General features: G+C 73.8%; 22 protein-coding genes. 11 read left to right on the top strand and 11 right to left on the bottom strand.

The features are described 5' to 3' along the window. Nucleotides 1-11 precede the first annotated feature (11 nt). Together ACZ6R9_RS19270 and ACZ6R9_RS19265 are read right to left on the bottom strand one after the other, a co-directional pair. The gene (locus ACZ6R9_RS19270) at nt 12-194 is read right to left on the bottom strand and encodes a hypothetical protein (protein WP_380482404.1); all 183 of its coding nucleotides are present in this window, start codon (nt 192-194) and stop codon (nt 12-14) included. Between the two features lie 404 nt (nt 195-598). Continuing rightward, entirely contained in the window at nt 599-970 is a 372-nt protein-coding gene (locus tag ACZ6R9_RS19265) for a YciI family protein (protein ID WP_380482403.1), read from the bottom strand. 202 nt (nt 971-1,172) lie between these two features. On the opposite strand from ACZ6R9_RS19265, the gene ACZ6R9_RS19260 reads away from it, so the two are divergent. From ACZ6R9_RS19260 to ACZ6R9_RS19250, 3 genes are all read left to right on the top strand, one after another. Further along, complete coding sequence (locus ACZ6R9_RS19260; RefSeq protein WP_465539084.1) at nt 1,173-2,672, top strand: MFS transporter; 1,500 nt, start codon at nt 1,173-1,175, stop codon at nt 2,670-2,672. A 180-nt stretch (nt 2,673-2,852) separates the two neighbouring features. Further along, nucleotides 2,853-3,659, top strand: a complete 807-nt coding sequence (locus tag ACZ6R9_RS19255; RefSeq protein WP_465539082.1) for a hypothetical protein — start codon at nt 2,853-2,855, stop codon at nt 3,657-3,659. Between the two features lie 83 nt (nt 3,660-3,742). Continuing rightward, entirely contained in the window at nt 3,743-4,255 is a 513-nt protein-coding gene (locus tag ACZ6R9_RS19250) for a SigE family RNA polymerase sigma factor (protein WP_465539080.1), read from the top strand. A 163-nt stretch (nt 4,256-4,418) separates the two neighbouring features. Here the strand turns inward: ACZ6R9_RS19250 and ACZ6R9_RS19245 are convergent, their stop codons facing one another. After that, a complete protein-coding gene (locus ACZ6R9_RS19245) occupies nt 4,419-5,039 on the bottom strand; it encodes a PadR family transcriptional regulator (RefSeq protein ID WP_465539078.1) in 621 nt (206 codons plus the stop codon). A 230-nt stretch (nt 5,040-5,269) separates the two neighbouring features. On the opposite strand from ACZ6R9_RS19245, the gene ACZ6R9_RS19240 reads away from it, so the two are divergent. Next, complete coding sequence (locus tag ACZ6R9_RS19240; RefSeq protein ID WP_465539076.1) at nt 5,270-6,463, top strand: FAD-dependent oxidoreductase; 1,194 nt, start codon at nt 5,270-5,272, stop codon at nt 6,461-6,463. Nucleotides 6,464-6,532: 69 nt separating this feature from the next. Here the strand turns inward: ACZ6R9_RS19240 and ACZ6R9_RS19235 are convergent, their stop codons facing one another. From ACZ6R9_RS19235 to ACZ6R9_RS19205, 7 genes are all read right to left on the bottom strand, one after another. After that, nucleotides 6,533-7,687 (bottom strand): Tim44 domain-containing protein, encoded by a 1,155-nt coding sequence (locus tag ACZ6R9_RS19235; RefSeq protein ID WP_380482392.1) that lies wholly within the window; start codon nt 7,685-7,687, stop codon nt 6,533-6,535. A 299-nt stretch (nt 7,688-7,986) separates the two neighbouring features. Further along, nucleotides 7,987-8,946, bottom strand: a complete 960-nt coding sequence (locus tag ACZ6R9_RS19230; protein WP_380482390.1) for an MsnO8 family LLM class oxidoreductase — start codon at nt 8,944-8,946, stop codon at nt 7,987-7,989. Next, nucleotides 8,943-11,363, bottom strand: coding sequence for a lanthionine synthetase LanC family protein (locus ACZ6R9_RS19225; RefSeq protein ID WP_465539073.1), 2,421 nt, complete (start codon nt 11,361-11,363; stop codon nt 8,943-8,945). Before ACZ6R9_RS19225 ends, ACZ6R9_RS19230 begins: the two co-directional genes overlap by 4 nt. Then, nucleotides 11,351-12,511, bottom strand: coding sequence for a hypothetical protein (locus ACZ6R9_RS19220; RefSeq protein WP_465539071.1), 1,161 nt, complete (start codon nt 12,509-12,511; stop codon nt 11,351-11,353). Before ACZ6R9_RS19220 ends, ACZ6R9_RS19225 begins: the two co-directional genes overlap by 13 nt. Further along, nucleotides 12,492-13,445 carry a hypothetical protein gene (locus tag ACZ6R9_RS19215; RefSeq protein WP_465539069.1) on the bottom strand — a complete coding sequence of 318 codons (954 nt, stop codon included), beginning with the start codon at nt 13,443-13,445 and terminating at the stop codon, nt 12,492-12,494. The genes ACZ6R9_RS19220 and ACZ6R9_RS19215 overlap by 20 nt, the downstream gene beginning before the upstream one ends. A gap of 246 nt (nt 13,446-13,691) precedes the next feature. Next, complete coding sequence (locus ACZ6R9_RS19210; protein ID WP_465539067.1) at nt 13,692-14,744, bottom strand: NAD(P)-dependent oxidoreductase; 1,053 nt, start codon at nt 14,742-14,744, stop codon at nt 13,692-13,694. Nucleotides 14,745-14,877: 133 nt separating this feature from the next. Continuing rightward, nucleotides 14,878-15,909 (bottom strand): zinc-dependent alcohol dehydrogenase family protein, encoded by a 1,032-nt coding sequence (locus ACZ6R9_RS19205; RefSeq protein ID WP_465539065.1) that lies wholly within the window; start codon nt 15,907-15,909, stop codon nt 14,878-14,880. A gap of 184 nt (nt 15,910-16,093) precedes the next feature. Between ACZ6R9_RS19205 and ACZ6R9_RS19200 the strand changes: the two genes are divergently transcribed. Continuing rightward, nucleotides 16,094-16,648, top strand: coding sequence for an Rv1733c family protein (locus ACZ6R9_RS19200; RefSeq protein ID WP_465539063.1), 555 nt, complete (start codon nt 16,094-16,096; stop codon nt 16,646-16,648). 75 nt (nt 16,649-16,723) lie between these two features. On the opposite strand, the gene ACZ6R9_RS19195 is transcribed toward ACZ6R9_RS19200, so the two are convergent. Beyond that, nucleotides 16,724-17,176, bottom strand: a complete 453-nt coding sequence (locus ACZ6R9_RS19195; RefSeq protein ID WP_465539061.1) for a hypothetical protein — start codon at nt 17,174-17,176, stop codon at nt 16,724-16,726. Between the two features lie 218 nt (nt 17,177-17,394). On the opposite strand from ACZ6R9_RS19195, the gene ACZ6R9_RS19190 reads away from it, so the two are divergent. The 6 genes from ACZ6R9_RS19190 (at nt 17,395) to ACZ6R9_RS19165 (ending at nt 24,387) form a co-directional block, all read left to right on the top strand. Continuing rightward, nucleotides 17,395-18,810 (top strand): MBL fold metallo-hydrolase RNA specificity domain-containing protein, encoded by a 1,416-nt coding sequence (locus ACZ6R9_RS19190; protein WP_380482377.1) that lies wholly within the window; start codon nt 17,395-17,397, stop codon nt 18,808-18,810. A gap of 247 nt (nt 18,811-19,057) precedes the next feature. Beyond that, complete coding sequence (locus ACZ6R9_RS19185) at nt 19,058-20,320, top strand: cytochrome P450 (RefSeq protein ID WP_465539059.1); 1,263 nt, start codon at nt 19,058-19,060, stop codon at nt 20,318-20,320. A gap of 49 nt (nt 20,321-20,369) precedes the next feature. Continuing rightward, nucleotides 20,370-21,500 (top strand): acyl-CoA dehydrogenase, encoded by a 1,131-nt coding sequence (locus ACZ6R9_RS19180; RefSeq protein WP_380482373.1) that lies wholly within the window; start codon nt 20,370-20,372, stop codon nt 21,498-21,500. 4 nt (nt 21,501-21,504) lie between these two features. Then, complete coding sequence (locus ACZ6R9_RS19175) at nt 21,505-22,692, top strand: GNAT family N-acetyltransferase (protein WP_465539056.1); 1,188 nt, start codon at nt 21,505-21,507, stop codon at nt 22,690-22,692. Next, nucleotides 22,679-23,131 carry a type II toxin-antitoxin system RatA family toxin gene (locus ACZ6R9_RS19170; RefSeq protein ID WP_380482370.1) on the top strand — a complete coding sequence of 151 codons (453 nt, stop codon included), beginning with the start codon at nt 22,679-22,681 and terminating at the stop codon, nt 23,129-23,131. Before ACZ6R9_RS19175 ends, ACZ6R9_RS19170 begins: the two co-directional genes overlap by 14 nt. Beyond that, entirely contained in the window at nt 23,128-24,387 is a 1,260-nt protein-coding gene (locus ACZ6R9_RS19165; RefSeq protein WP_465539054.1) for an aspartate aminotransferase family protein, read from the top strand. The genes ACZ6R9_RS19170 and ACZ6R9_RS19165 overlap by 4 nt, the downstream gene beginning before the upstream one ends. Nucleotide 24,388 lies beyond the last annotated feature (1 nt).

Below are 24,388 nucleotides of genomic sequence, written 5' to 3'. Positions count from 1 at the left end.
CCGGGTCGGTGCTACTTCTTCTCCTTCGGACCCTTCGGGGAGAGCAACAGGGCGAGCAGGAGCAGGCCGACGGCCTCCGGGCGGTACAGCGGCGCGTCGCTGACCGCCGACTCGTCCTCGGTCATCAGGGCCTTCACGGCGCCGAGTTCGGGCGTCGTCGCCCGGTGCGGAGCAAGCACGGTCTGGGCAAGCATCGGATACGCCTCCTTGGGGAAGGACGGACGTCATCGTCGGATCGACGATGTCCTCCCCCCACGCTAGGTGGGCCCTGGGATCGACGCATGTGGAGTCCGGGACGGCCCGCCAGCCGTGTTGTCAGGGTCATGACTTCATGTCACGGGCCCGGCCCGTCAGTGCCCCGCCGCTCCCGCACCCGGGCCGCCCGGGACTCCAGGTGAAGATGCGCCCGAACCGGCAGCAGCCGGTGATGGCCGGCCAGCCGCCCGTCACCGTCCAGGGACGCCGGCGGCGCCGGCCCGCCGACGGGCCCTCGGCCCCGGCCAGGGCGATCGCACGGTTGAGCGTGACCACCGGCGCACCGAGGTGCCGAGGGCCTGCGGCGCGAGCTCACGCAGCAGGCCCTCGACGTCAGTTGCCGTCATGCCTCCAGGTTTCCGTCGGAGAACATCACCTGACGCACCTCCACCCCCAGACCCGCGATCGCGGCGTCCGGGATCTGCGCCGCCAACTCGACCGCCCGCTCCTTGTTCTCGCAGTCCACCAGGTAGAAGCCGCCCAGGAACTCCTTCGCCTCCAGGAACGGACCCTCCGTCACCACCGTCCGCCCGCCCCGCACCGACACCACGGCCGACTGCGACGGATCCACCAGCGCCTGCGTGAGGATCAGCTCGCCGGAGTCCTTCAGCGTCTGGACGAACCTGCCGTGGCCGGCCCCCAGCCCCGCCTTCTCCTCGTCGGTCAGCGCGTCCAGCACCGCCGGGTTGATGTGCAGGCCGATCAGGAACTTCATCTCGCACTCCTCGTCGTTGGCGGGCCCGGCCGGGCCCTCGGGGTGTGGTCGGAGCCGGCGGCGCGGTCTTGACATTTTTCGGGCGGGAAATTCTCTGCGCGCGGGGAGGTGCGGGGATGTCAAGAACCGCCCGTCCGCTCCGACCACCCCGCGCAAGCTCGAGAACAGTCTCGAACAGTCGGAGAAACCGGAGTTTTCAAAGATGCGAGTCGACCGGCCACGGTGGGGACTGGCCCTGCTCATGCTGCCCACCCTGATCGTCGCGATGGACGTGACCGCGCTGCTGCTGGCGCTGCCGCGGCTCAGCGCCGACCTCGGGGCGGACAACGTCCAGCAGCTGTGGATCAGCGACAGCTACGGACTCATGGTGGCCGGACTGGTCATCACCATGGGCACCCTCGGCGACCGGATCGGCCGCCGGCGCCTGCTGCTGACCGGCGCGGCCGCGTTCGCGGTGCTCTCGGTGGTGGCCGCCTTCGCCGTCGATCCGCTGATGCTGATCATCACGCGGGCCCTGCTGGGCGTCGCCGGCGCGACCCTGGCCCCGTCCACCCTGTCGCTGATCACCACCATGTTCCCCGACGCACAGCAACGCGGCCGGGCCGTCGCGATCTGGGCGACCGGCCAGTTCGCCGGCGGCGCGCTCGGACCGGTGCTCGCCGGAGTGCTGCTCCAGCACTTCTGGTGGGGATCGGTGTTCCTGCTCGCCGTCCCGCCGATGCTGCTCCTGCTGATCGCCGGGCCGGTCCTGCTCCCCGAGTTCCGCAGCGACCGGGCCGGCCGGCTGGACCCGGCCGGCGTCGGGCTGTCGCTGACGGCGATGATGCTGCTGGTGTACGGCATCAAGCAGCTGGCCATCGAGGGCATCACGGGCGGCGCGTCCGCCTGGCCGGCCCTCGCGCTGGTCGCCGGCGCGGTGCTCGGACTCCTCTTCGTCCGCCGCCAACTGCGGGTCGAATCCCCGCTGTTGGACCTGCGCCTGCTGCGCAGCCGCCCGTTCACGGCGGTCCTCGTCGGGCTGGTCCTGGCGGGCGTGGCGATGGCGGGCACCGGACTGCTCGTCACCCAGTACCTGCAGAACGTGCTCGACCACTCCCCGGCCGTCTCGGCGGTGCTGTTCGCCCCCATGGGCATCGGCGTGGCCGTCGGCACGATGACCGCACCTGCCCTGGCCCGGCGCATGGAGCAGACCACCGCGATCGCCGGCGGCCTGGCCTGCTCCGCGCTCGGCGGCCTGCTGCTGGCGGCCGTAGACGGAGACCGCGCCCTGCCGCTGGCGATGACCGGCATCACCGTCCTCGCCCTCGGCACCGGCCCGCTGTTCGCCCTCGGCACCGGCATCGTCCTCGGTTCCGTCCCCCCGGAACGGGCCGGTTCTGCCGCCTCGATGTCGGAGACCGGCAACTACCTCGGCGGCTCGCTCGGCTTCGCCCTGCTCGGCGTCCTGGCCGCCCTCGTCTACCGGCACGGCATGGACGGCACCTCCGACTCCCTGGCCGGCGCGGTCGCGGCCGCGCGGCACCTTCCCGCCGACCAGGGCGCCACCCTGCTGCACCACGCCCGCGAGGCGTTCACCACCGCCCTCCACGTCACCGGCCTCGCCGCGGCGGTCATCTTCGCCGCGCTGACCGTCCTCGTCCTGACGATGCGCCGGCCTGCGGCTCCGGTGGCGGCTCCGGAGGCGGAGGTGAGCCGGGCGTAGCCGAGGGCCTCCGGCCGGAGGGCGGGGCCGGCCGTCACGGGCAGGGCGGGGTCACGGTCGGGTAACGGCGGCTGATTCCTGTGACCTCGCGCATCCGTGCACCCGTGTAGAGGTCAGAGCCGCGTTCGAGCGGGTCCGCATGGCCGGCGTGCGCAGATGACGACAGAAGGTGAGTCAGCGATGAAGGATTTCCGCTTGGACCTGAGTGACGAGCTGTCCGCGCTGACGCCGCCCCCCTTGGGTGGCATGGTGGCGGAGGCGACCAGGAAGGGCCGCCGCGCCCGCCGGGTACGGACGGTCGGGCAGGTGACCGGGGCGGCGCTGGCGATGACGGCCGTCGCCGTGCTGGCCGGTGGTCAGTTGCACGGCGCCGGCGGCGGGAACGGGCTGGTCGGCCCGGCGGCAGGCGGCACGCCCGCCCTGGCCGCCTCCGCGGGCCCGGCCTCGGCCCCGTCGCCGGCGGCGTCCGGCACCCTGGTCCGGGTGAGCGGCGCGGCCGTACTCGCGACGGTGCTGGACGCGCTGCCCGCCGGCCTGGAGACGAGCGGATACGCCGCGAACAACGCGGCCGAGGCGCACGGCAAGTACGCCGCCGACGTCCCGGTCGCCCAGGTCAACGTCAGGACCCCCGAGGGCCTGGGCATGATGCGGATCTTCGTCGGCACCGCGTCCCCCGACGCCAAGTGCTCGACCGGCGACGGCTGCCACCGGGACAAGTACGGCCAGCAGGTCCGAGTCACCCACGCGGATGACAACTGCATCCAGAACACCGTGGTCACGGTCCGCCACGCCGACAGCACCGCTGTCACCGTGCAGATGGCCAGCTGCCTGGCCCGGGACGGCAAGGCGAACCTGCCCGGGATCCTCCCGCTCACCGAGGAGGCCGCCGCCGAACTGGCCGGAAACCCCGCCTTCCGCACCATGATGACCCCTGCCCAGGGCGCGGCCGCCGCCGCCCGCTTCCCGGCACTCCCGCAGATCGACTGACCTGCTCCAGCGCGGCTCCGGGGCCTCCGGGGCCGCGCTCCCCACCCGGGATCCACCGCACACACGATCAGGGGGCACCACCGGTGCGGAAAGAAGCAGAGTTCACCGCGTTCGCGGAGGCCGGGGCGGTCAGGCTGCGCCAGATCGCCTACCTGATGTGCCGCGACTGGCACTTGGCGCAGGACCTCACCCAGACGACGCTCACCAAGATGTACCTCGCCTGGCCCCGGATCACCCGTCGGGACCTCGACCCGTTCGGCTACGCACGCAAGGTGCTGCTCAACAGCCTGCTCGACCACAAGCGCCTGCGCAGCACCGGCGAGGTGGCGATCGACCAGGTCCCCGACCGAATCCTGGACACCGGCCACGAGGGCGGCTCGGCGGACATCCGGCTCACCCTGATCGACGCTCTCGCGCTGCTCACCGCCAGGGATCGGGCGATCGTGCTGCTGCGCTACTGGGAGGACCACACCGTCGAGGCCACCGCCGAGATGGTGGGGGTCAGCAACTCCGTGGTGAAGACCCAGAGCATGCGCGCCCTGGCCGTCCTACGGGCCCACCTCGGCGAGGACCGCACCGATCTCTTCGCCTCCTGACGCCGCCCGGCCGCCGTGGCCACCCGACCGGCCCCACCGGCTCGGGTTCGTGCGCGCCGCCCGCGTTGGCGAACACGGGGACGTCGCGCCCCGGCCTCGCGCCAACGTCCGCCCTGCGTACCAGTGTTGATGCCGACGCGGGCGGCCCGCCCCTCCGGGTGGGCTACTGCGGTGCCTGGGCGTCGCCGGCCTGGGCGATCGCGATCAGCTCCTCGCCGCTCCAGGTGAGGTGGCCCGAGCGGAGGTCGGCGAGGACGGACTCCAGCCAGTCGCCCTCGGCTGCGGCGAGGGCGCGGGCGTACTCGTTCTCCAGCATCGCGACCCGGGGTACGCCGAGCGCCGCCGTGTCGGCGAGCGAGCGCTCCTGGGCGGCCTGGCCGGCGCGCACCGCGGTGAGGCGGGCGGTGAGGGCCTGCTCGATCTCGTCCGGTGCGAGCAGCATCAGGTTGGCGAGGGCGACCGGGAACTCGGGGAACTCGAGCTTGGGTTCGCGCAGCATCTCCAGCAGCCAGGTGCGGGTGGTCGCACGGCCGGCGTCGGTGATCTCGTAGACGGTGCGCTCCGGGTACTGCTGGTCGCGCCCGGTCTCGCGGACGGCGATCAGCCCGGCCCCCAGCAGCCGGTCGATCGCGCGGTAGAGGCTGGTGCGCTGTCCGACGTTCACCACCTGGTCCTTGCCCCACTCTTTGAGCAGCCGCTGCATCCCGTACGGGTGCAGCGGTTTGAGGTGCAGCAGCGACAGCACGGTCAGCTGGATCGGCGAGCTCTTGGGGGCAGTACTCATGCGCCGGATACTACTCCCAGCGAAACTAGTTGCAGCGGAACTAGTCGCAGTGCAACTATGGGCGGGCCGGCAGAGAGTCGGCCCCGACGAGGGGGCACTTCCGCCATGAGCACCACCACCGAGCGCATCCACGTCCCGGACCTGCGCTCCCCCCGACCGGCCCATCGCACCGGCGCCGCACGCGTCGCCGACGACCCGGCCCGGGTCTGACCCCGAAGGAGCACGAGGACATGACAACGAAGATCACCACTGCCCTGGTCATCGGCGGCGGCGTGGCCGGCCCGGTCACCGCGATGGCCCTGCAGCAGGCGGGCATCGAGGCCACCGTGTACGAGGCCTACGAGGGCACCGCCGAGAGCGTCGGCGCCGCACTCGGCCTGGCACCCAACGGCCTCGCCGCGCTGGACGCGATCGGCGTCGGCGACCGGATCCGGCGACTCGGCGACCCGATGAAGGCGATCGTGCTGCAGAGCTGGAACGGCAAGCGGCTCGCCGAGATCGGCAGCCCCGACACGCTGGAACCCACCCGGCTGGTCATGCGCAGCGACCTCTACCAGGCGCTCTACGGCGAGGCCCGGCGCCGGGGCATCCGGATCGAGCACGGCAAGCGGCTGACCGGAGTCGAGGAGGGCGAGGGCACCGTCACCGCGAGGTTCGCCGACGGCACCACCGCCACCGGCGAACTGCTGGTCGGCGCCGACGGGATCCGCTCCACCGTGCGCACGCTGATCGACCCGGCCGCCCCGCAGCCGCGCTACACCGGGCTGCAGGGCTTCGGCGCCGTCAGCGCCGAAGCCGGCCTGGTGCCGGACACCGGCGGAAAGATGTTCATGACCTTCGGCAAGCGAGCCTTCTTCGGGCTGCAGGTGATCGGCGGCAACGCCGTCTGGTTCGTCAACCTGCCACACCCGGAGCCGCTGACACCGGCCGAGGCGGCCTCCCGCGGAGCCGAGCGGTGGCTCCAGGTGCTGGCCGAGGCCTGCGCCGACGACCGCACCCCGGCGCCGGACCTGATCCGGCGCACCGATCCGGCCGCGCTGCTGATGACCGGGCCGATCGAAAACATGCCCCGGGTGCCGCACTGGAGCCGCGGCCGGATGGTGCTGACCGGGGACGCGGCCCACGCGCCGTCCTCCAGCTCCGGCCAGGGCGCCTCACTGGCGATCGAGAGCTCGGTGGAACTCGCCCGCTGCCTGCGGGACCTGCCCCTCACCCGGGCACTCGACCGGTACGAGGAACTGCGCCGCCCGCGGGTCGAGCGCATCATCAAGCAGACCGAGCGCACCAACAGCAACAAGGCGGCCGGCCCGGTCGGGCGGGTGCTGCGCGACGCGCTGATGCCGGTCGCCATGAAGCTGATGAACCAGGAGAAGCTCTCCTGGCCGCTGCGGCACCGCATCGACTGGGCCGAGCCGGCCGCCTGACCGGCCTGGACAACCCCGGCCCGGAGAGTGCGACCCGGCCCCAACACGCCACGCGTGACGAGGCAGCCCTTACTTCGCGTCGGCGGCGACCACGGTCCACGCCTTGGCCGACGCGTCGTCCAGCCGGAGGTCGAACACGAAGGTGATCGGCCGGCGCTCGCGTGCGTCGCCGCGGAGCACCTGCTCGCTGCGCCGGTCGACCTCGTAGTAGACGCCCTCCGCGTCGACCGAGACACGGAAGACGATCGGGTCGCGCGAGACCAGCGAGCGCACCGTGACCGACCTGATGACAGCGTCACGCATGACGGTTCGATCGACCGTGCGCAGGGACGTGAAGTCCAGGCTGCCGTCGTTCATGACCCACTCCTCGAGGAACCGCTCGACGGCGACCTCGAGAACCGCCCTGTCGAAGCGGCCGTCGAGCACGCTCAGATCGCCGGCGGCGGTGTCGGCATCCGTGCTCCACGAAATGTTGGTGAGCGAGAGGATGTCACTCACACCCTTGACCGCGGTCTTCCCGGCCACCTCGAGCACCGCCTCGCGAGCGACCTCCTTCTGGTCCCAGCCGTCCGTCTCGATGGCGCTGGTCAGGTGGTGCGCGCCCTCGGCCGCCTGCTCGACCGACGACACGATCCACTCCCCGGCCTGGTTCTTGCGCAGCGTCCAGTACTCGACCGGGCGCGTCGAGCCGTCCTTGCGCACGGCGTCCGGGCCGTAGCCGCGGCGTACGTAGTCCCTGAGCGTCGCGGTGACCCGGAAGGTGACGGTGTCGTTCACCTCGCCTGCGCGGTTCGCGACGTCGACCAGCTCGACCACCGGGCCGGAGACGATCTCCACGACGTTGACCTCGCCGCGCGACGCGTAGTCGTGCAGCTCGTCGGCCCACTTGCCGTAGAGCACCGGGGACAGGATCTGCTGCAGCGTGGCGTGATCGTTCTGGGTCCAGGCCTGCTGGGCGGTCACGTACAGCCAGACGGCCCGGCGCTCGAGCGCGGCGCGGTCGAAGGTCGCATCCGTGTCGGCGATGGCATCGACCCGGGCCCCGACCTGGTCGGCGCGCTCGCGCGCCTGCTCGTCCGCGCGGTGCGCCGTACGGTCCGACACCGTGTTCAGACCGGCTGCCTGCCGTGCCTTCCGGCGCCGGTACCTGAGCCACAGGATCAGGAGAACGACAGCCACGATCACCAGCAGGGGGAAGATCCCACCGCCGCCGCCACCGGCCACGAAACCGTAGCCGAAGCCGCCACCGAACCCGTGGGAGCCACCGCCCCCACCTCCGCCGCCGCCACCGAACCCGTGGCTGCCGCCCCCGCCACGGGCGTACGCGACCGCCGGGCTGCTCAGCGCGACGACTCCAGCGACCACAGTTATCCACCGACGGGCGCGCACAGGATCCCCCTTCAAGAATCAGAGCTGCTCCACACGAGCCTACAAGCGAGGGGCGCCCGGGAGGCGCGCAGCCCCTGCGCGCCCGGGCCGGACTCGTCCGCGGGTTCCGGGGGAGGGAAACCGGCTCCCCGGGCTCAGCTGGCGGCCGGCTGCGCGAGCGGGGTCCGCTCGGCCGCGCCGCGCCAGGCGGTGGCGAGCGCCGCCAGAAGGTGGGCCCGCTCCTCGTGGTCCGGAGAGAAGCTGGTGATGAGCAACTCGTCGGCGCCCGAGGCCTGCTGGATGGTCCGCAGGCGGGCCGCCACCTCCGCCGGGGTGCCCACGACGTTCGCGGCCAGCCGGCCGTCCGCGACCAGCGCGTCGTCGCGGCGGCGGGCCTCCGCAGGGGAGTCGCCGACGGTCACACTGACGGCGACGATCGTCGGACCCGGTGCGGTGCCGGGCCGGGCCGAGGCGCGGTAGGCGGCGAGAAGCTCGGCGCCGTCGGCCGAGCTGCCGCCGAAGAACAGGGCCACCGCCAGCGGGCAGCCCAGGCGGGCGGCCAGCTGCGGGCTGCCGGGGCCGGAGCCCAGGATCCACAGCGGCGGCGGCGCCACTCCCCAGGGGCGGGCACGCACGCCGGCGCCCGGGCGGGCCTCCGGGGCGGCGGCGAGAAGCTCGGCGAGCTGGAAGGCCTTGTGGGCGAAGCCGTCCTCGCCGAGCTCCCACACGTTCTCGCTCACCAGGGCCTCGGCGATGCTCCGGTCCACCACACCGGGCCCCTTGGCGACGCCCAGGTCGATCCGGCCGGGGAAGAGCGCCTCCAGGGCGAGGAAGGTCTCGGCGACCTTCAACGGGCTGTAGTACTTCAGCAGCACCGCCCCCGAACCCACCCGGATCCGCTCGGTACGGGCGGCGATCAGCGGGAGCAGCACCTCGGGACACGAGTGCGCGGCGTCCTCGACGTGGTGCTCGGCGACCCAGTACCGCGCGTACCCGGCGGCGTCCGCCAGCTCGGCCAGCCGGAGCGAGTCCTGGAGCGCCCTGCGGGCCGGGCCCTTGGCGCGCTTGGCCAGGTCGAGGAAGCCGAGCGGGATCGAGTCGGCGGGGGCGCTCATCGGAGTCCTTCGGTCTGCTGGGTCGGAGCCTTCGAGCGGGCACGCGGCGGCCAGCCCTCGGGGGCGAAGAGCGGGTGCGCCGACCGGTCCGGGTGCTGGAGGTCCAGTTCCAGCAGGGCGCGGCCCAGGGCGCCCTTGTAGAGGCTGTGCGCGGGAGTCCCGGGGCGGTCGGCGGACGGCTCGGCGCGGTGCGCGAGCTCGGCCGCGCCGTCGAGCCAGGCCCGGTCGCCGGTCAGCCGGGCCAGCGAGAGCAGGGCGTAGCTGCGCCCGGTGAGACCGCAGCACAAGCTGCTGCCCGCGTCCGGGGCGTGCCAGGCTTCCGCGCCCGCCCCGAGGGCCACCTCCCGGTAGCCGCGGCCGGGGAACACGGTGTACGCGAGCCCGAACAGGTGCACCTGGCCGGCGGCGCCGCCGCACCAACCGGCACCGAAGGGCGCGGCGGCCGCCGGACGGCCCGCCCGGTCGGGCCAGCGCAGCCGGGCGCCGTCGCGCTCCGCCAGGGCGGCCAGCCGGTCGAGGTGATCGGGCAGGGTGGCGGACGGCAGAACGCGCGCGGCCTTCGCCCACCGCAACTGCGCGTACAGCGCCCCGGCCCAACCGTGCGCGATGCCCAGCGACGCCAAGCCACTGCCGCCGGGGACACCCGCGGCGCGCAGGCGCTCCGCCAGGCGCTCGGCGGCCTGCCGGCCGGCCGCGCGCAGCTGCGCGCGGTGCAGCAGCGGATCGTCCGGCAGCGCCTCCAGCAACTGCGCGCAGGCCAGCAGAACTCCCGCCTCGCCGCTCACCAGGTCGATCCGGTCGAGCGGCCGGTGCGCCCCGGCGACCACCTCGTCCACCGCCGCGTTGACGGCCGGCGGGTCCCAGCGGGCGTGCGCGACCAGGGCGCACACCAGCGCGATGCCGAAACGGGTGTGGTGGAGCGCGGTCGGCCCGGTCGCTTCGGGGGTGATGCCGATGGCGGGGGACCAGTACCGCTCCGTCCCACCGAGCGCGGCGCCGGTCCGGCAGGCCCAGAGATCGGCGGCTGCCAGCGCCGTCCGGTCATCCGTCAGCTGGGCCAGGCGCAGCAGCGCGTAGGCCACCCCGGCCGCGCCGTAGTGGACCGAGGCCGTCGGCGGCCGGAGTGCCTTGCGCGGGTACCAGGCACCGCCGGGCAGGAAGGCGGCGAGCTCCGTGGGCGGGCGGTCGGGGACCGCGGTGCGGGCCGGACGGGGCCGCGCGCGGGGCAGCGGCGCAGCGCGCAAGCGCTCCGCCAGGGCCTGCGCGGACGCCGGGCGGTGCGCCGGGTCCTTGCTCAGCGCCGCCGAGAGCGCCTGCTCGACCTCGGGCCAGGCGGGCGCACCGGAGTCGGCGAACGAGGAAGGCGGGGTGTGGGCGATCGCGTCGAGGAACGCGGAGCGCTCCAGCGGGAAGTCGGTGTAGTGGCGGCCCGTCAGCATCAGGTGGGCCAGGGCGCCGACGGCGTAGAGCTCGCCGGGCACCGAGGCCGGGGGCAGCGGGCGTCCCGCCAGCGCCGCCAGCGCGTACTCGGGCTCGAAGAAGTAGCCGACACCCTGGCGAGCCGGTCCGGCACCGGCGCCGAGGAACCGGGCGAGGCCGAAGTCGACCAGGCGCGCGGTGCCGTCCGGAGCGACCAGCACGTTCTTGGGATGCACGTCGGCGTGGACCACCTGGCGGTCGTGGACTGCCGCGTATGCCTCGAAGAGCCGGGCGCAGAGCTCGCGCAGGGCGGACGGTGCGGCAGCGGTGGCGCGCGCCGCCCGGGCGGCGGCGAGGGCGTCGACGCCCTCGATCCACTCCAGCACCAGGTACGGCCGGTCGGCCTCGGTCCCGGCTGCCAGGACGGCCGGCACCGGTGCTCCGGCGAGGCGGGCGAGCACGGCCTGCTCGTGGTGCAGGGTGGCCGCGAGCCGGGCATCGGCCGGCCGGCGGGCGATCTTCAGGGCGGCGCTGCGCCCGCCGGGGCCGAGGGCCCGGTAGACCTCGCTGTCCTCCAGTGCCTGGACCCCGCCCAGCACCGTCCAGCCTGCCACCCGGTCGCCCGGGCTCAGCCGGTGGGCCAGGGCGGCCGCGGCCGGCTCGCCCGGGCGGACCAGCAGGCCCAGTGCGCGCAGTCGCGCCGCGACCGGGTACACCTCGTCCAACAGTTGCTGCGCCGCCAGGCCGTGCGGGGCGGCGTAGGCCACCACCGCCTGGGGCAGTGTGCTCGGCCGGCGGAAGGCCAGGAGGAACTCGGCGGCCTGACGGTCGATCAGCAGCGAGCGCGTCCGGCCGGTCGGCCGGCTCACCACGTAGTCCGAGTCGGCGCAGCGCAGTTGTCGCCGGACCTGGGCGTGCAGCTGGGTGACCGGGGCGATCACGACGTCCGGAGGGAGGCAGAGTTCGCCGGTCAGCGAGGTGTCGGTCACCAGGCCCATGAGTCCCCTTCCAGACGGCCCGCGAGTGGGGTCCAGGTGTCGGTGTCGACGTCCTCCAGGCGGACCCGGCGCAGCGCGTAGCTCCAGGCGGGTTCGGTGGGTTCGGCGGTGTCCGCGGCGGCCCGCCCGGCGGCGGCCAGGGCATGACCGAGCCGCCCGGCCACCCAGCCCCGCCAGCTCTCGGCGCCCGCCGGCGCGCCGCGAGGCGGCGGATCCACTGCCCAGGAGAGCAGGCCGTCGGCGGTCAGCGTCGCGGTGAACGGGACGCCCTGGACGGGGACGCCCGCCAGCTCCGCGGCGAGGACGCCGGCCAGCTCGTCCAGCCGGGCCCTGGAGGGGAGGTAGGCGATCAGCTTGTCCGGCCGCAGGACGCCGTAGACGTCGTCGGCCACCTTGAAGCAGGGCGCCGCCAGCTCCCCGAGGATCCGGACCACCCGCGGCAGCACCTCGGGCAGCGCCGACGGTTCGGGGCTGATGTACAGCTTGTGGCGCAGGCTGCCGGGTGCCGCCCGCCGGTGACGGTAGATGCGCCACCGGTCGTTGTCCGGGCGCGGCGCGACCTCGCGCCAGTCGCGCGGGTGCGGGGGCCGGCCACGGGCCAGCCACTGGCGCACCGCGCGCGAGGTGGCCAACCGGGCGGTCCAGCCCGGCGAGGCGGGGTGGCGGTGGTAGCCGTAGAGCCGACGGGCCAGGTCGCCGGGGCCGTCGAGGCCGAGCCCGGCCGTGTGCCGGACCGCTGCCCGGCTGATCCGGTCGAGTCGGGTGGCCGGTGTGCCGACCGGCTCCGGCACACCCAGCACGGCCATCGCGCGGGGGCCGGAGAGCCGGGTGCCGCCGCCGGTGAGCTCCAGCACGCCGTCCAGCACCAGGCAGGCCAGCCGGGCATCGGGCACCTCGTCGATCCGGGGGCCGGGCAGCCGGGAGAGCAGGGCGAACGCCTCGGCGGAGACAGCCCGCACCGTCCGGCCCGGGCGCTGCGGGACCAGCAGGCCGGCGACCTGACCAGGGTCACCGAGGTCGAGCGCGGCACGTTGGGACGCGGACAGTTCGCCTGCTGGGACGAGGCGGTAGTCCGGGTGGACCCGCAGCTCCTCCCAGGCCCGGCCGGCGGACGGAGCTTGCGGTGCCTCAGCCTTGCCGACGCTCATTCCGCACCAACTCCTCACGCTGCGTGCGCAGGTGCCGGGCGGCTTCCAACAGGCGGGCCTCCAGGAACTCCATCTCCTGCGCGGTCTGCGGGACCTGGATGTCCGTCGGTGAGAGGGCCGCCTGCGGCATGGCGACCAGGCGCTGAGCCACGCCCGTTTCGTGCTGGGCGATCTGGGCGCGCAGCACCGCCAGTTCGGCGCGGACCGAGATCAGCGGCCCGAGGGCGGCCGGGTTCTGCTCGACCGTCAGCTGCCAGGCCTGGTTGATGCCGCCCGTGCTGCCGCAGGAGTCGGTCATGCCGCAGCTGTCCGTCATGCCGCAGGAATCGGTGATCCCGCAACTGTCGGTCATGCCACAGGAGTCGGTCATGCCGCAGCCGTCCGTCATGCCACAGCTGTCGGTCATGCCGCATCCGGTGGGGCCGCAGCTGTCGGTCATGCCGCAGGAGTCGGTCATCCCGCAACTGTCCGTCATGCCGCAGCCGTCGGTCATGCCGCAGGAGTCGGTCATCCCACAACTGTCGGTCATGCCGCAGGAGTCGGTCATGCCGCAGCCGGTCGGGCCGCAGATACCGGTGGCGCCGCACACGCCGGTCTCCCCGCAGACGCCGGTCTCGCCGCACACGCCGGTGGCACCGCACACCCCCGTCTCCCCGCAGACGCCGGTGTCGCCGCAGACCGTGTCACCACAGCCGGTGGGCCCGCACACGCCGGTGGCACCGCACACCCCCGTCTCCCCGCAGACGCCGGTGTCGCCGCAGACGCCGGTGTCACCACAGACCCCCGTCTCCCCGCAGACGCCGGTGTCACCACAGACCCCCGTGTCGCCGCAGCCGTCGCCACCACCGTCGCCGGTGGTCGCGTCGCAGATGTCGAGGGGAAGGAAGTGCTGCGGGAGCACAGTGATCATCAAGTCTTTGACGAAGAACGCCATGGCGAACGCCTCCTGCGAACAGCCGGAGTGGGGAGTGGCACATCAAGTGGCACAGCACAGCCTGAACACTTGGTAGTTGGTCAGCAAACGACCAGTGCGGCACGCCGCCCGGACGGGTGCACCAGGTCGCCCGTGCGAGTGAGGACACCGGTACGGAAGGGTCCCGCGTCGCGCTCTGTGTCGCGGTCGGCTCGCCGGGCCCCTTTGGGTACCCGGTCGCGGCGTTCGCCGGAAGGCGTCACCTGGTCACACCACAGGTACGCCGTCGGGGCGGTTGGTGAGCAGGGCCGCGATGTGGTCCGCGCAGCGCAGGGCCGCCGTGGCCATCGCGTTCCTGGTCATTCCGGCGACATGCGGGGTGAGCAGGGCGTTCGGCAGGCCGAAGAGCGGTGAGGCGAAGGCCGCGTGCTCGTGCTCGAAGGTGTCGACGGCGGCTGCCGCGAGGGGGTGCGCGGGGTCGCGGAGCGCATCGGCCAGCGCCTGTTCGTCAACGATCCCGCCCCGGGCGGTGTTCAGCAGGATCGACCCCGGACGCATCAGCGCAAGCTCCGCCCGGCCGACCAGCCCTCGGGTCCGGGGAGTGAGCGGCAGGTGCAGGGAGACCACATCACTGGTTGCCAGCAGCGCGCTGAGGGAACGGGCCCGGGGTACCGAAGCCTCGGCCGGTCGCCGCGAGACGCCCTGGACCTCCATGCCCAGGGCGGTCGCCCGCGCGGCCAGGGCCAGGCCGGTCCGGCCGAGTCCGACGATGCCCAGCGTCAGTTCCGACAGCTCCACCGCCGGTGCGGCAGGTGCGCGCCAACTGCCGTGGTGCGCCGCCTCGTTGAGTGCCGGGAGATCCCGGGCCAGGGCGAGGAGCTGGGCGAGCGCGAACTCGGCGACCGCATGCGCGTTGGACCCCGGGGTGTGGGTGACAGCGACCCCGTGACGGGCGGCGGCCGCCAACTCGATGTGATCGGTGCCCGCCCCGGCCCGGCCGACCACCCGAAGCCTGTTCGCCAGCCTCGGGTCTGTCGCAGCCGCGAGGAACGCCGCGCGCAGTGGCACACCGGCACGGGACTTGACCGCGTGGTAGCCGCGTCCGCCCCGGACGGTCTCGGCGAGCAGCGCGGACTCGTCGAAGGCGTCGAAATCCGTGAAGTCCACCCGGCCCGCCCAGGCAGCCCGCGCCCCGGCGCGGTCGGCCACCCGCCGGAGGTTCAGCGTGACGGCCAGCCCGTGGCCGAGCAGACGCTCCAGTTCCCGACCCAGCAGCTCGCCAGGAGCCGCATCCAGCAACAGGACTCGGGCCCGCTCCATGTGGCACCCCTCTTTCCCTTGCGCGGACCCTACTGCGGGCGAGGGACGGTCACCGGGAGACCTGCGTCCAGCCCCGGTCGCGCGTGCGGCGTTCGCCGGGAACTCGTGGCCGTCGGACGGGTGGTGGCGCAGGTCAGTCCGGGAGGAGGACGGCGACGCCGGTGACGCGGTCGGCGGCGAGGTCGGCGAGGGCGGTGCCCGCCCGGTGCAGGGGGTAGCGGGTGAGGTGGATGGTGGGGCGGACGCGGGCTGCCTCGGCGAGGAACGCGTGGCCGTCGGTGCGGGTGTTGGCGGTGACGGAGCGCAGGGTGCGTTCCTGGAAGAGGTGGCGCTGGTAGTTGAGAGCGGGGATGTCGGTGAGGTGGATGCCCGCGACCGCCAGGGTGCCGCCGCGGTCGAGGGCGGCCAGGGCGACGGGGACGAGTTCGCCGACGGGTGCGAACAGGATGGCGGCGTCCAGGGGCTCCGGCGGGGCGTCGTAGGAGTCCCCGGCGAAGCCCGCGCCGAGGTCGAGGGCCAGTTCGCGGGCGGCCGGGGCACGGGTGAAGACCGCCAGGCGGGCGCGCCGGGCGAGCGCGATCTGGGCGGTCAGGTGGGCGGAGGCGCCGAAGCCGTAGATGCCGAGGAGGCCGCCGGGCGGGAGGTTCGCGCAGGTCAGGGCGCGGTGGCCGATGATGCCGGCGCACAGCAGCGGCGCGAGTTCCTCGGCGGGCGGGCCCTCGGGCAGCGGGTAGGCGAAGCCGGCGTCGGCGGTGACGAACCTGGCGTAGCCGCCGTGCCGGTCCCAGCCGGTGTACGTCGAGGCCGGGCACAGGTTCTCCCGCCCGCTGCGGCAGTACCGGCAGCGCCCGCACACTCCCGCCAGCCAGGCCACCCCCGCGCGGTCGCCGGCCGTGAACTCCGTCACGCCCGGGCCGGTCGAGGTCACCCGCCCCACCACCTCGTGGCCGGGCGTGCACCGCGGCATCCGGGGCGGGAGATCACCCTCGGCGAGGTGCAGGTCCGTGCGGCACACCCCGCACGCCTCCACCTCGACCAGGATCTCCCGCTCGCCCGGGACGGGCGGTGGCCGCCGCTCCCAGACGAGCGGCCCGTCCCCGGCACCCATCGGCCCGGGGCGGGCCACCACCCAGGCGCCGTTTCGTGCGGTTCCCGTCGCACCCATGGTCTCCACCTTTCCGGCCTGTCCCTTCAGCGTGCTCCCGGTGGCGCCGCAGGGACGAGTCGGCCCGGCGACCCGGGCCGGTTGTCGGGCCGAATAGGGCCGTCCGGACCATGTCGCGAGGCGGCTGTCGCCGAAAAGCTGGAGGGGTACGGGGCCCGGTCGAGCGGTCAGGAAGGCGGGCGGCATGCACGCGCATCCGCAGCAACGGAAGAACCCACTGAGGCGGAGCAGTGACCGCGTGCAGTGGTGGGTGGCGCGAGTTCTGCTGGTGCTGGCGATCGGCGCGATCCCGGTGGCGCTCGCCGTCGGCCTGCTGGTCCACCAGGACCAGGCCCGGGCGGCCAGGGCCGCGGCCGCCACCCGGCACCCGGTGACGGCACGCCTGGTCGCCGACGTCCCGGCCGCGATCGGCGTCACCACCACCCGGGCCGCCGTCACCTGGAACACCGACGGCACCGACCACCGGGCGAGCGCCGTGGTGTCCTCCGGCCAGCCGGCCGGCACCCCGGTCCGGATCTGGCTGAACGACCGCGACGAGGTCGTCCCGCAACCGGCCGGCGCCGGCGAGGCCGTCGCGGTGGCGCTGACCGCCGCACTGCTCGCCGTCACCGCCCTGCCGCTGCTCTGCACCCTGGTGTGGAAGGGAACGCTGCGCGTCCTGGACCGCCGCCGCTACGCCGACTGGGACACCGCGTGGCAGCAGATCGAGCCGCAGTGGACCCGGCGCCAGCCGAGCTGACCGCGCCTGCGGCCGGCCTGGGCGGGCGCCGGGACGGGCGCGTGGCGACCTGCGGTTGCGGCGTCCTCGGGGTGGTCAGAACCAGATGCCGCACTCCACGATCGTCCCGTCCGCGCGGGCCAGGCAGGTGCGGAAGGCGACGTCCTTGATGGGGTAGTTGGAGCGGTAGTAGGGCGAGATGACCTGGCTGCCGTTCACGCTGCAGTCGAGGGCGGGAGTGCGGTACTGCCAGTCCGGGTTCCAGGCGGAACCGGTCTTGACGTGGTAGCGGATCTGGGTGGCGGAGCAGAATCCGTCACCCTCGAGGACGTCCTCGGCGCCGGCGTGGACCTCGACGGTGGTGCCGCTCCAGTCGACCCGGCCCCAGCCTTCGATCCGGTTCTGGTAGTACAGGTAGCCGGTGGCCCGGCTGTTGGTCAGGCCGGACCAGCCGGAGATCTTGGTCCAGTCGTCGGAGGCGTGGGCCGGCATGGCGGTTCCCAGGGTCAGCAGGGCGGTGCCTGCCAGGATCGCGGCGATCTTCTTCACGTTCCTTCTCCTTCTGCCGAGCTCTGTCGGGCGCTGTCTGGCTCTGCCGGATTGCTGCCGGGGTGGGCCCATCCTCGCTTCGGCGTCGCGTCGCGTCGTCAACCCTGTGCGGTAGCGGCGGGTAAACCTGGGATGTACACGTCCTTCCGTGCGGGTGCGGCCGGTGCGGAGCGCCCGGCACCGGCGGATGCTGGGAAGCGGACCCCCGGGAGGCCGCCATGGAGAACCAGCCCGCCCCGACGCCCCGGCCGGGCCTGCTCACGTTCCTGGGCGGGGTCGGCACCGTCACCGGCAGCAAGTTCCTGGTCGAGACGGACCACGCCCGCGTCATGATCGACTGCGGGCTGTTCCAGGGCCTGGCCGAGCTGCGCCGGCGCAACCGCCGCCCGCTGCCGCTGGACCCGGCCGACGTGCACTGCGTGGTGCTCACCCACGCCCACCTGGACCACTGCGGCTACCTGCCCCGGCTGGTCGCGGACGGCTTTCGCGGGCCGGTCTTCACCACCCCGTACACGGCGCGGATCGCCGAGCTGATCCTGCGCGACAGCGCGCATCTGCTCCAGGAGGACGCCGACCACGCCAACCGGAACGGCTGGTCCAAGCACCGGCCCGCGCTGCCGCTGTACACCGAGCAGGACGTGGAGCGCACCCTCCAGCAGTTCGACCCCGTCCCGCACCACGCCGAGATCGGGATCACCGACCGAACCACCCTGCGCCTGCACCCCGCCGGGCACATCCTCGGGTCGTCCTGGGTGCACCTCGTGCTGGAGGACGGCCACACCCTCGCCGTCAGCGGCGACCTCGGGCGGCCCGTCCACCCGCTGCTGAACCCGCCCGACCCCTTCACGGGGGCCGACGTGCTGCTGATGGAGTCCACCTACGGCAGCCGGCGGCACGAGGAGGCCGCGGCCCGCGAATGGTTCGCGAACGCCATCGACCGGACGCTGGCCCGTGGCGGCAGCGTCGTCATCCCGTCCTTCGCCGTGGACCGCACCGAGGTGGTGCTGCACGAGCTCGCCGAACTCCGCCGCGCCGGGCGGCTGCCGAGCGGCGTCCCGGTGTACGTGGACAGCCCGATGGCGCTCGCCGCGCTGCGGATCTACCGGGACGCGTTCGCCGAGCGGGCCCCGGAACTGCGTGCGGAGGTGCTGGCCCGGGGCGAGGCGGCGATCAGTCCGGAGCCGTTCCGGCCGGTCCGCTCGCTGCCCGAGTCGCTGGAGCTGGAGCACTCCGCGCTGCCCGCGATCCTGGTGTCCGCCTCCGGCATGGCCACCGGCGGACGCGTCGTGCACCACCTGCACCGGCTGCTGCCCGACCCCCGCAACACCGTGATCGTGGTCGGGTACGCCGCCGCCGGTACCCGCGCGCGGGATCTGGTCGACGGTGCGCGGGTGCTGAAGATGTACGGCGGCTACGTGCCGGTCCGGGCGGAGGTCGTCAACGTTCCGGCGTTCTCGGCGCACGCGGACGCCGCCGAGATCGTCGAGTGGCTGCGCCCGGCTCCCGCGCCGTCCGCGACGTACCTGGTGCACGGCGAGCCGGAGAGCTCGCAGGTGCTGCGCGACCGGATCGACCGTGAGCTCGGCTGGACGGCCGTGGTGCCGCGGTCGGGGGAGCGGGTGCTGGTCCGCTGAGGAGAGTCACCGGCCCGTGCCGGCTCGCCCACCTCCTGCTGGTGAGGAGCACCTTCGGCGCGGCCGGGCATTGTCCGAAGGACATTACTTCCGACGGCCATTAATTCCTATCGCAGGATAGGAATTTCGATAAAATCTTGGTTTGTGCGCGATTCGACTTCGGGTACTCTCTGTCCGAACCGGAATGGAATTCCGGGTCGATTCGACGAGCCCGCGCGCGTGGCGGCGGGCGAAAGTGGGTGAGCGCATGAACAGTTCGGCAGCTGACCTGATGAACACGGGCGGCCCGGCGAACGCTGGCGCGATCCTGTGGTCGGTCTTCGCCCCGGAGGCCCGGGAGAATCCGTACGCCCCGCTCGCGGAGCTGCGCAAAATCGCCCCGGTGCTGCACCACGAGGAATTGGACACCCGATTTCTCACCGGGTTCGCCGAATGCCAGGCCGCCCTGGCCGGCCCGGCCTTCGCGGTGCCGGACCGGGCCTGGATGGAGCAGGAACGGCCCGAGTGGCGCGCCCACTCCGCCGCCGACATGTTCTACGCCTCGCTGCTCGGCACCAACGGCGCCGCCCACGAGCGCCTGCGCGGCCCCCTGGTGCGGGCCTTCGGGCCACGGCGGACGGCCGCACTGTCGGCGGCGATCGAGAAGACCGTCGACGAACTGCTCGACCACTTCGCCGACGCCACCTCCGACGGCGGCGCGGCCGACTTCCAGGAACTGGTCGGCTACCCCCTGCCGGTCGCGGTGGTCGGCGAACTGATCGGGGTGCCCCCGGCCGACCAGGAGCGCTTCCACCGGCTCGGACGCGACGCCGCGCGCCTGCTGGAGCCGGTGCGCTCGCCCGAGGACTGGCGGCTCGCGGACGAAGCGGTGACGGCGCTGCGCGAGTACTTCACCGAGCTGCTGCGCGAGCGGCGGGCCCGGCCCGCGGAGGACCTCACCTCGGGGCTGCTCGCCCAGGCCTGCGAAGCCCACGGCCGGCTCGCCGAACGGGAGCTGGTGGACGTCCTGGTGCTGGTCTTCGTCGCCGGGTTCGAGACCACCGCCGGGCTGCTCGGACTCTCGGTGCACGCCCTGCTCACCCACCCCGAGCAGGCGGCCCTGCTGCGCGCCGACGCGGCCCTGCTGCCCGGCGCGGTCGAGGAGTCCCTGCGCTGGGACGGGCCGGTCCTGATGACCGAACGGCTCGCCACCCGGCCCATCGAGGTCGGCGGCCTGCCCGTCCCCGCCGGAGGCAGCGTCACCGCCGTGCTCGGCGCCGCCAACCGGGATCCCCGGCGCTACCCCGAGCCCGACGCGTTCCTGGTCCGCCGCCCCGAGCGGCACGTGCTGAGCTTCGGCGCCGGGCCGCACTACTGCTTCGGCGCGGCGCTGGCCCGCCTCGAAGGGGCGGCGCTGCTGGGCCGGCTGCTCGCCCGCTTCCCCCGGCTCGCCCTCGCCGGGCCACCGGTGCGGCGCGCGTCCGCCTGCCTGCGCTCCTTCGACGCGCTGCCACTGGCCGCCACCGGCTGACCGCCACCGCCGCACGCGTCGTCGTACCCACCTCCCGAAGGACGTGCCAGTGAACTTCCTGCACCGCGAACGCGCCGAACTCGAAGCGCTCATGCCCGGGCTGGACCAGGCACTCGCCCGCCACCCGCTCGCCGCACTGGAGCAGGCACCGAGCCCGGCCATCGAGGAGTTCAAGAACGCCGGCGGCCCCGGCCTGCTGGTGCCCGGCGCCCACTGCGGAGCCGGCGCCAGCGCCCTGCAGGCCGTCCGGGTGCAGCGCGCCGTCGGCGCCCGCTGCCCCTCGCTCGCGGTCGCCACCACCATGCACCACTTCTCCATCGCCGGCCTGGTCGAGGCCGCCAAGTACGGCAACGGCCTGGAAGGGCTGCTGCTGGAGACGATCGCCAAGGAACGGATGCTGGTGGCGTCCGGATTCGCCGAGGGCCGGCCCGGACAGAACATCCTCACCCCGCACATCACCGCCGAACGCCGCGGCGACCGGATCGTGCTCAACGGCAGCAAGATGCCCTGCAGCCTCTCCCGCTCGATGGACCTGCTGACCGCCTCCGTCGCCCTCACCGGCGAGGACGGCGTCCAGCGGCTGGCCGTCGCCCTGATCCCCGCCGCCACCCCCGGCGTCACCGTCCGCCCGTTCTGGGGCACCCCCATCCTGGCCGGCGCCGAGAGCGACGAAGTCCGGCTCACCGACGTCGAGCTGGACCCGGGCATGGTGGTGGCCACCGACGTCACCGCCGACGCCGTGCCCGACACGCTCAACATCGCCGGCTTCCTCTGGTTCGAAGTCCTGCTGACCGCCGGCTACCTCGGCATGGCCAGCGCCCTGGTCGAACGCGTCCTGCACCGCCAGGGCGGCGGCGAGGACGACCCCACGCCCTACCTCGTCCCCGTCGAGGCCGCCATGCTCGCCGTGGAGGCCGTCGCCCGCGCCATGGCCGAGGAGGACTGGAACGAGACCCTGCTCGTCCAGGCGCTGACCGCCCGCTACGCCGCGCAGGACGCCATCGCCCGCACCAGCAGGGCCTGCCTCGCCGCCCTCGGCGGCATGGCGTTCATCGGCTCGCCAGACGGCTCCTACCTCGCCTCCGCCGCCGTCGGCCTGACCTTCCACCCACCGGCCCGCCAACGGATGGCCCGCCCACTGCGGGAGTTCCTCGACGGCCGCGCCCTGCGGATCGGCTGAGCCGGTGCGGCCGACCGACGGCGACTGGCAGATCGAAGTGCTGCGCAGCGTCGAAGAACTGCCACCCGGCACCTGGGAACGGCTCGCCCCGCCCGATGACCCCATGTGGTCCCGGGGCGTGTTCACCGCACTCGAACGCAGCCGCGTCGGACCCACCGGCTACCGCTACCTGACACTCCACCAGGCCGGAGAACCGGTCGCCGTCCTGCCGCTGTGCCTGTTCCGCGAGCTGATGCTCGACCGCATCCTCGGCCCCCACGAACGCCGCCTGCTCACCCCGCTGCGCCGCCTCGCGCCCCGCCTGCTGCGCGTGCCGATGCTGTTCTGCGGCCACCTGCTCGGCCAGGGCCACCTGCTGACGGCCCGCCCGCTCGACGCCCACGCCGGGCGGCTGCTGGTGCAAGCCGTGCTCGGCCTCGCGCGCCGCGAGCGCCTGGGCACCGTCGTCTTCAAGGACTTCGCCGCCCCCGACCTCGCCCCGCTGCGCGCACCGCTCACCGCCGCCGGCTTCTTCCTCGCCCCCGGCCTGCCCGACACCGAACTCGCCCTGACCGCCGCCACCTTCGAGGAGTACCTGACCGGGCTCCCCGCCAAGCCGCGGCGCAACGCCCGGGCCAAGATCCGCCGCTTCCAGGCCCACCCCGGCCTCAGGATCGAGATCCTCGCCGAATACCGGCACCTGCTGCCCCAACTGCTCGCCCTCTACCGGCAGGTGATGGACCGCGCCGACCAGACCCTCGACGTCCTCGACCACGCCTTCCTGGCCGCCCTCACCGGCCAGGACGACCCGCGCAGCCGCCTGGTGGTCTGCTTCGAGGGCGAACAGGCCGTCGGCTTCCTGCTCTGCCTGTTCACCGGAGACGGCGCCACCGGCGCCCGGATCGGCCTCGACTACCGCCTCGCCCACGACGCCGCGATCTACCACAACCTGCACTACGCCGCCGTCCGCCTGGCCATCGGCAACGGCTGCCGGCACATCCGCTTCGCCCAGACCGCCTACGAACCCAAGATCGAGATGGGCTGCGCGCTCATCGAGCAGTGGCACGCCATGACCCACCTCCGCGCCCTGCCCCGCGCCGTACTCCGCCGCCTCCTCCCACCCGCCCTGGCCACCGCCCGCGCCCAGGCACTCGGGCCGCACCGCACCGAACCGACCCGCACCGAAAAGAGGCCGTCCCATGCCGCGCGTTGACGTGCAACTGCCCATCGCCGTGGCCCCCGAGGACGCCTGGCCGACCGTGGTCGACGTCCTCGGCTACCCCGCCTGCATGGACAGCGTCGACTCCGTCGAGATCCTCGAACAACCCGACGAGAGCCACCGCACCACCGCCTGGTCCGTCCGCCTCAAAGGCTCCGTCCTGCGCTGGACCGAGACCGAACGGATCGACCACACCGCGCGCCGCTTCGACTTCGAACAACTCAGCGGCGACCTCGGCGCGTTCACCGGACACTGGGCCGTGACAGCCGCACCCGGCGGCGGCAGCACCGTCGCCCTGCACGTCGACTTCGACATCGGCATCCCCCTGCTCGCCGACATGCTCAACCCCGTCGCGGCGGACGCACTGCGCGAGAGCGCCACACAGATGCTCGCCGCCCTCGAACAGCGGCTGCTCCAAGGAGCAGGCCAATGAGCACCCAGACCGCCACCCCCACCGACGTCTTCGACCGGCTGCGCCGCCACTTCTCCCCGAAGCTCGCCCTGTCCGGCGGCTTCGCCGGCCGCGGCGCCGTCGAAGTGGCCGCCGAAGGCTGCCGGGTGACCCTCTCCGACGGCCGCACCGCACTCGACTTCGGCTCCTACGCCGTCACCCTGCTCGGCCACCGCCACCCCGCCGTCACCGCCGCCGTCCGCGCCCAGCTCGACGCCATGCCCACCGCCACCCGCAGCCTCGCCAACCCCGTCGCCGCCGAAGCCGCCGCCCACCTCAGCGGCTACCTCGGCGACACGCTCCCCAAGGTCTACTTCGGCCTGAACGGCGCCGACGTCGTCGAAGTCGCCGTCAAACTCGCCCGCCTCGCCACCGGCCGCACCCGGATCCTCGCCGTGCACGGCGGCTTCCACGGCAAATCACTCGGCGCCCTCGCCCTCACCCACAGCCCGCTCTACCGCACCGGTCTGCTCGGCTGCGCCGTCGACGTCGCCCACCTCGACGCCGCCGACCCGCACGCCCTCGCCCGCGAAGTGGCCGGCGGCGACGTGGCCGCCCTCGTCCTCGAACCCGTCCAGGGCGAGAACGGCGCACTGCCCCTGCCCACCGACGCCCTGCGCCAGTGGTGCGAGGACGCCGCCCGGCACGGCACCCTCGTCATCGCCGACGAGATCCAGTGCGGCCTACGCCGCTGCGGCGAACGCTCCGTCGCCCTCGCCGACGGCCTGCCCGTCGACGCCGTCCTGCTGGGCAAACCCCTCGGCGGCGGCGTCGTCCCGCTCTCCGCCCTGCTGTGCACCGAACGGATGTACGCGCCCCTCGCCACCGACCCCTTCCTGCACTCCGCCACCTTCGGCGGCCACCCACTGAGCTGCGCCGCCGTCCCCGCCGCCCTCACCGCCATCGAGGAACTCGCCGACCACGGACACCGGCTGGCCGCCCAACTGGACGACGTGCTCGGCGAACTCCACCACCGGCACCCCGAGGTGGTGCGGGCCGTGCGCGGCCGCGGCCTGCTGCGCGGCATCGACTGCGCCTCCCCGCACGCCGCCGGCACCACCCTGGTCGAACTCGCCGGCACCGGACTGCTGGTGTCCCCCTGCCTGAGCCGCCCCACCACCGTCCGGCTGCTCCCCCCACTGATCAGCACCGCCGCCGAGATCGCCGAAGCGGCCACCCTCCTCGACGCCGCGCTCACCGCGACCGGACGAACCCTGCGCAGCACACCCGCCGGCTGAC

The organism is Kitasatospora sp. NPDC048662 (genome assembly GCF_055587065.1).
This window is presented reverse-complemented; position numbering and strand designations above follow the sequence as displayed.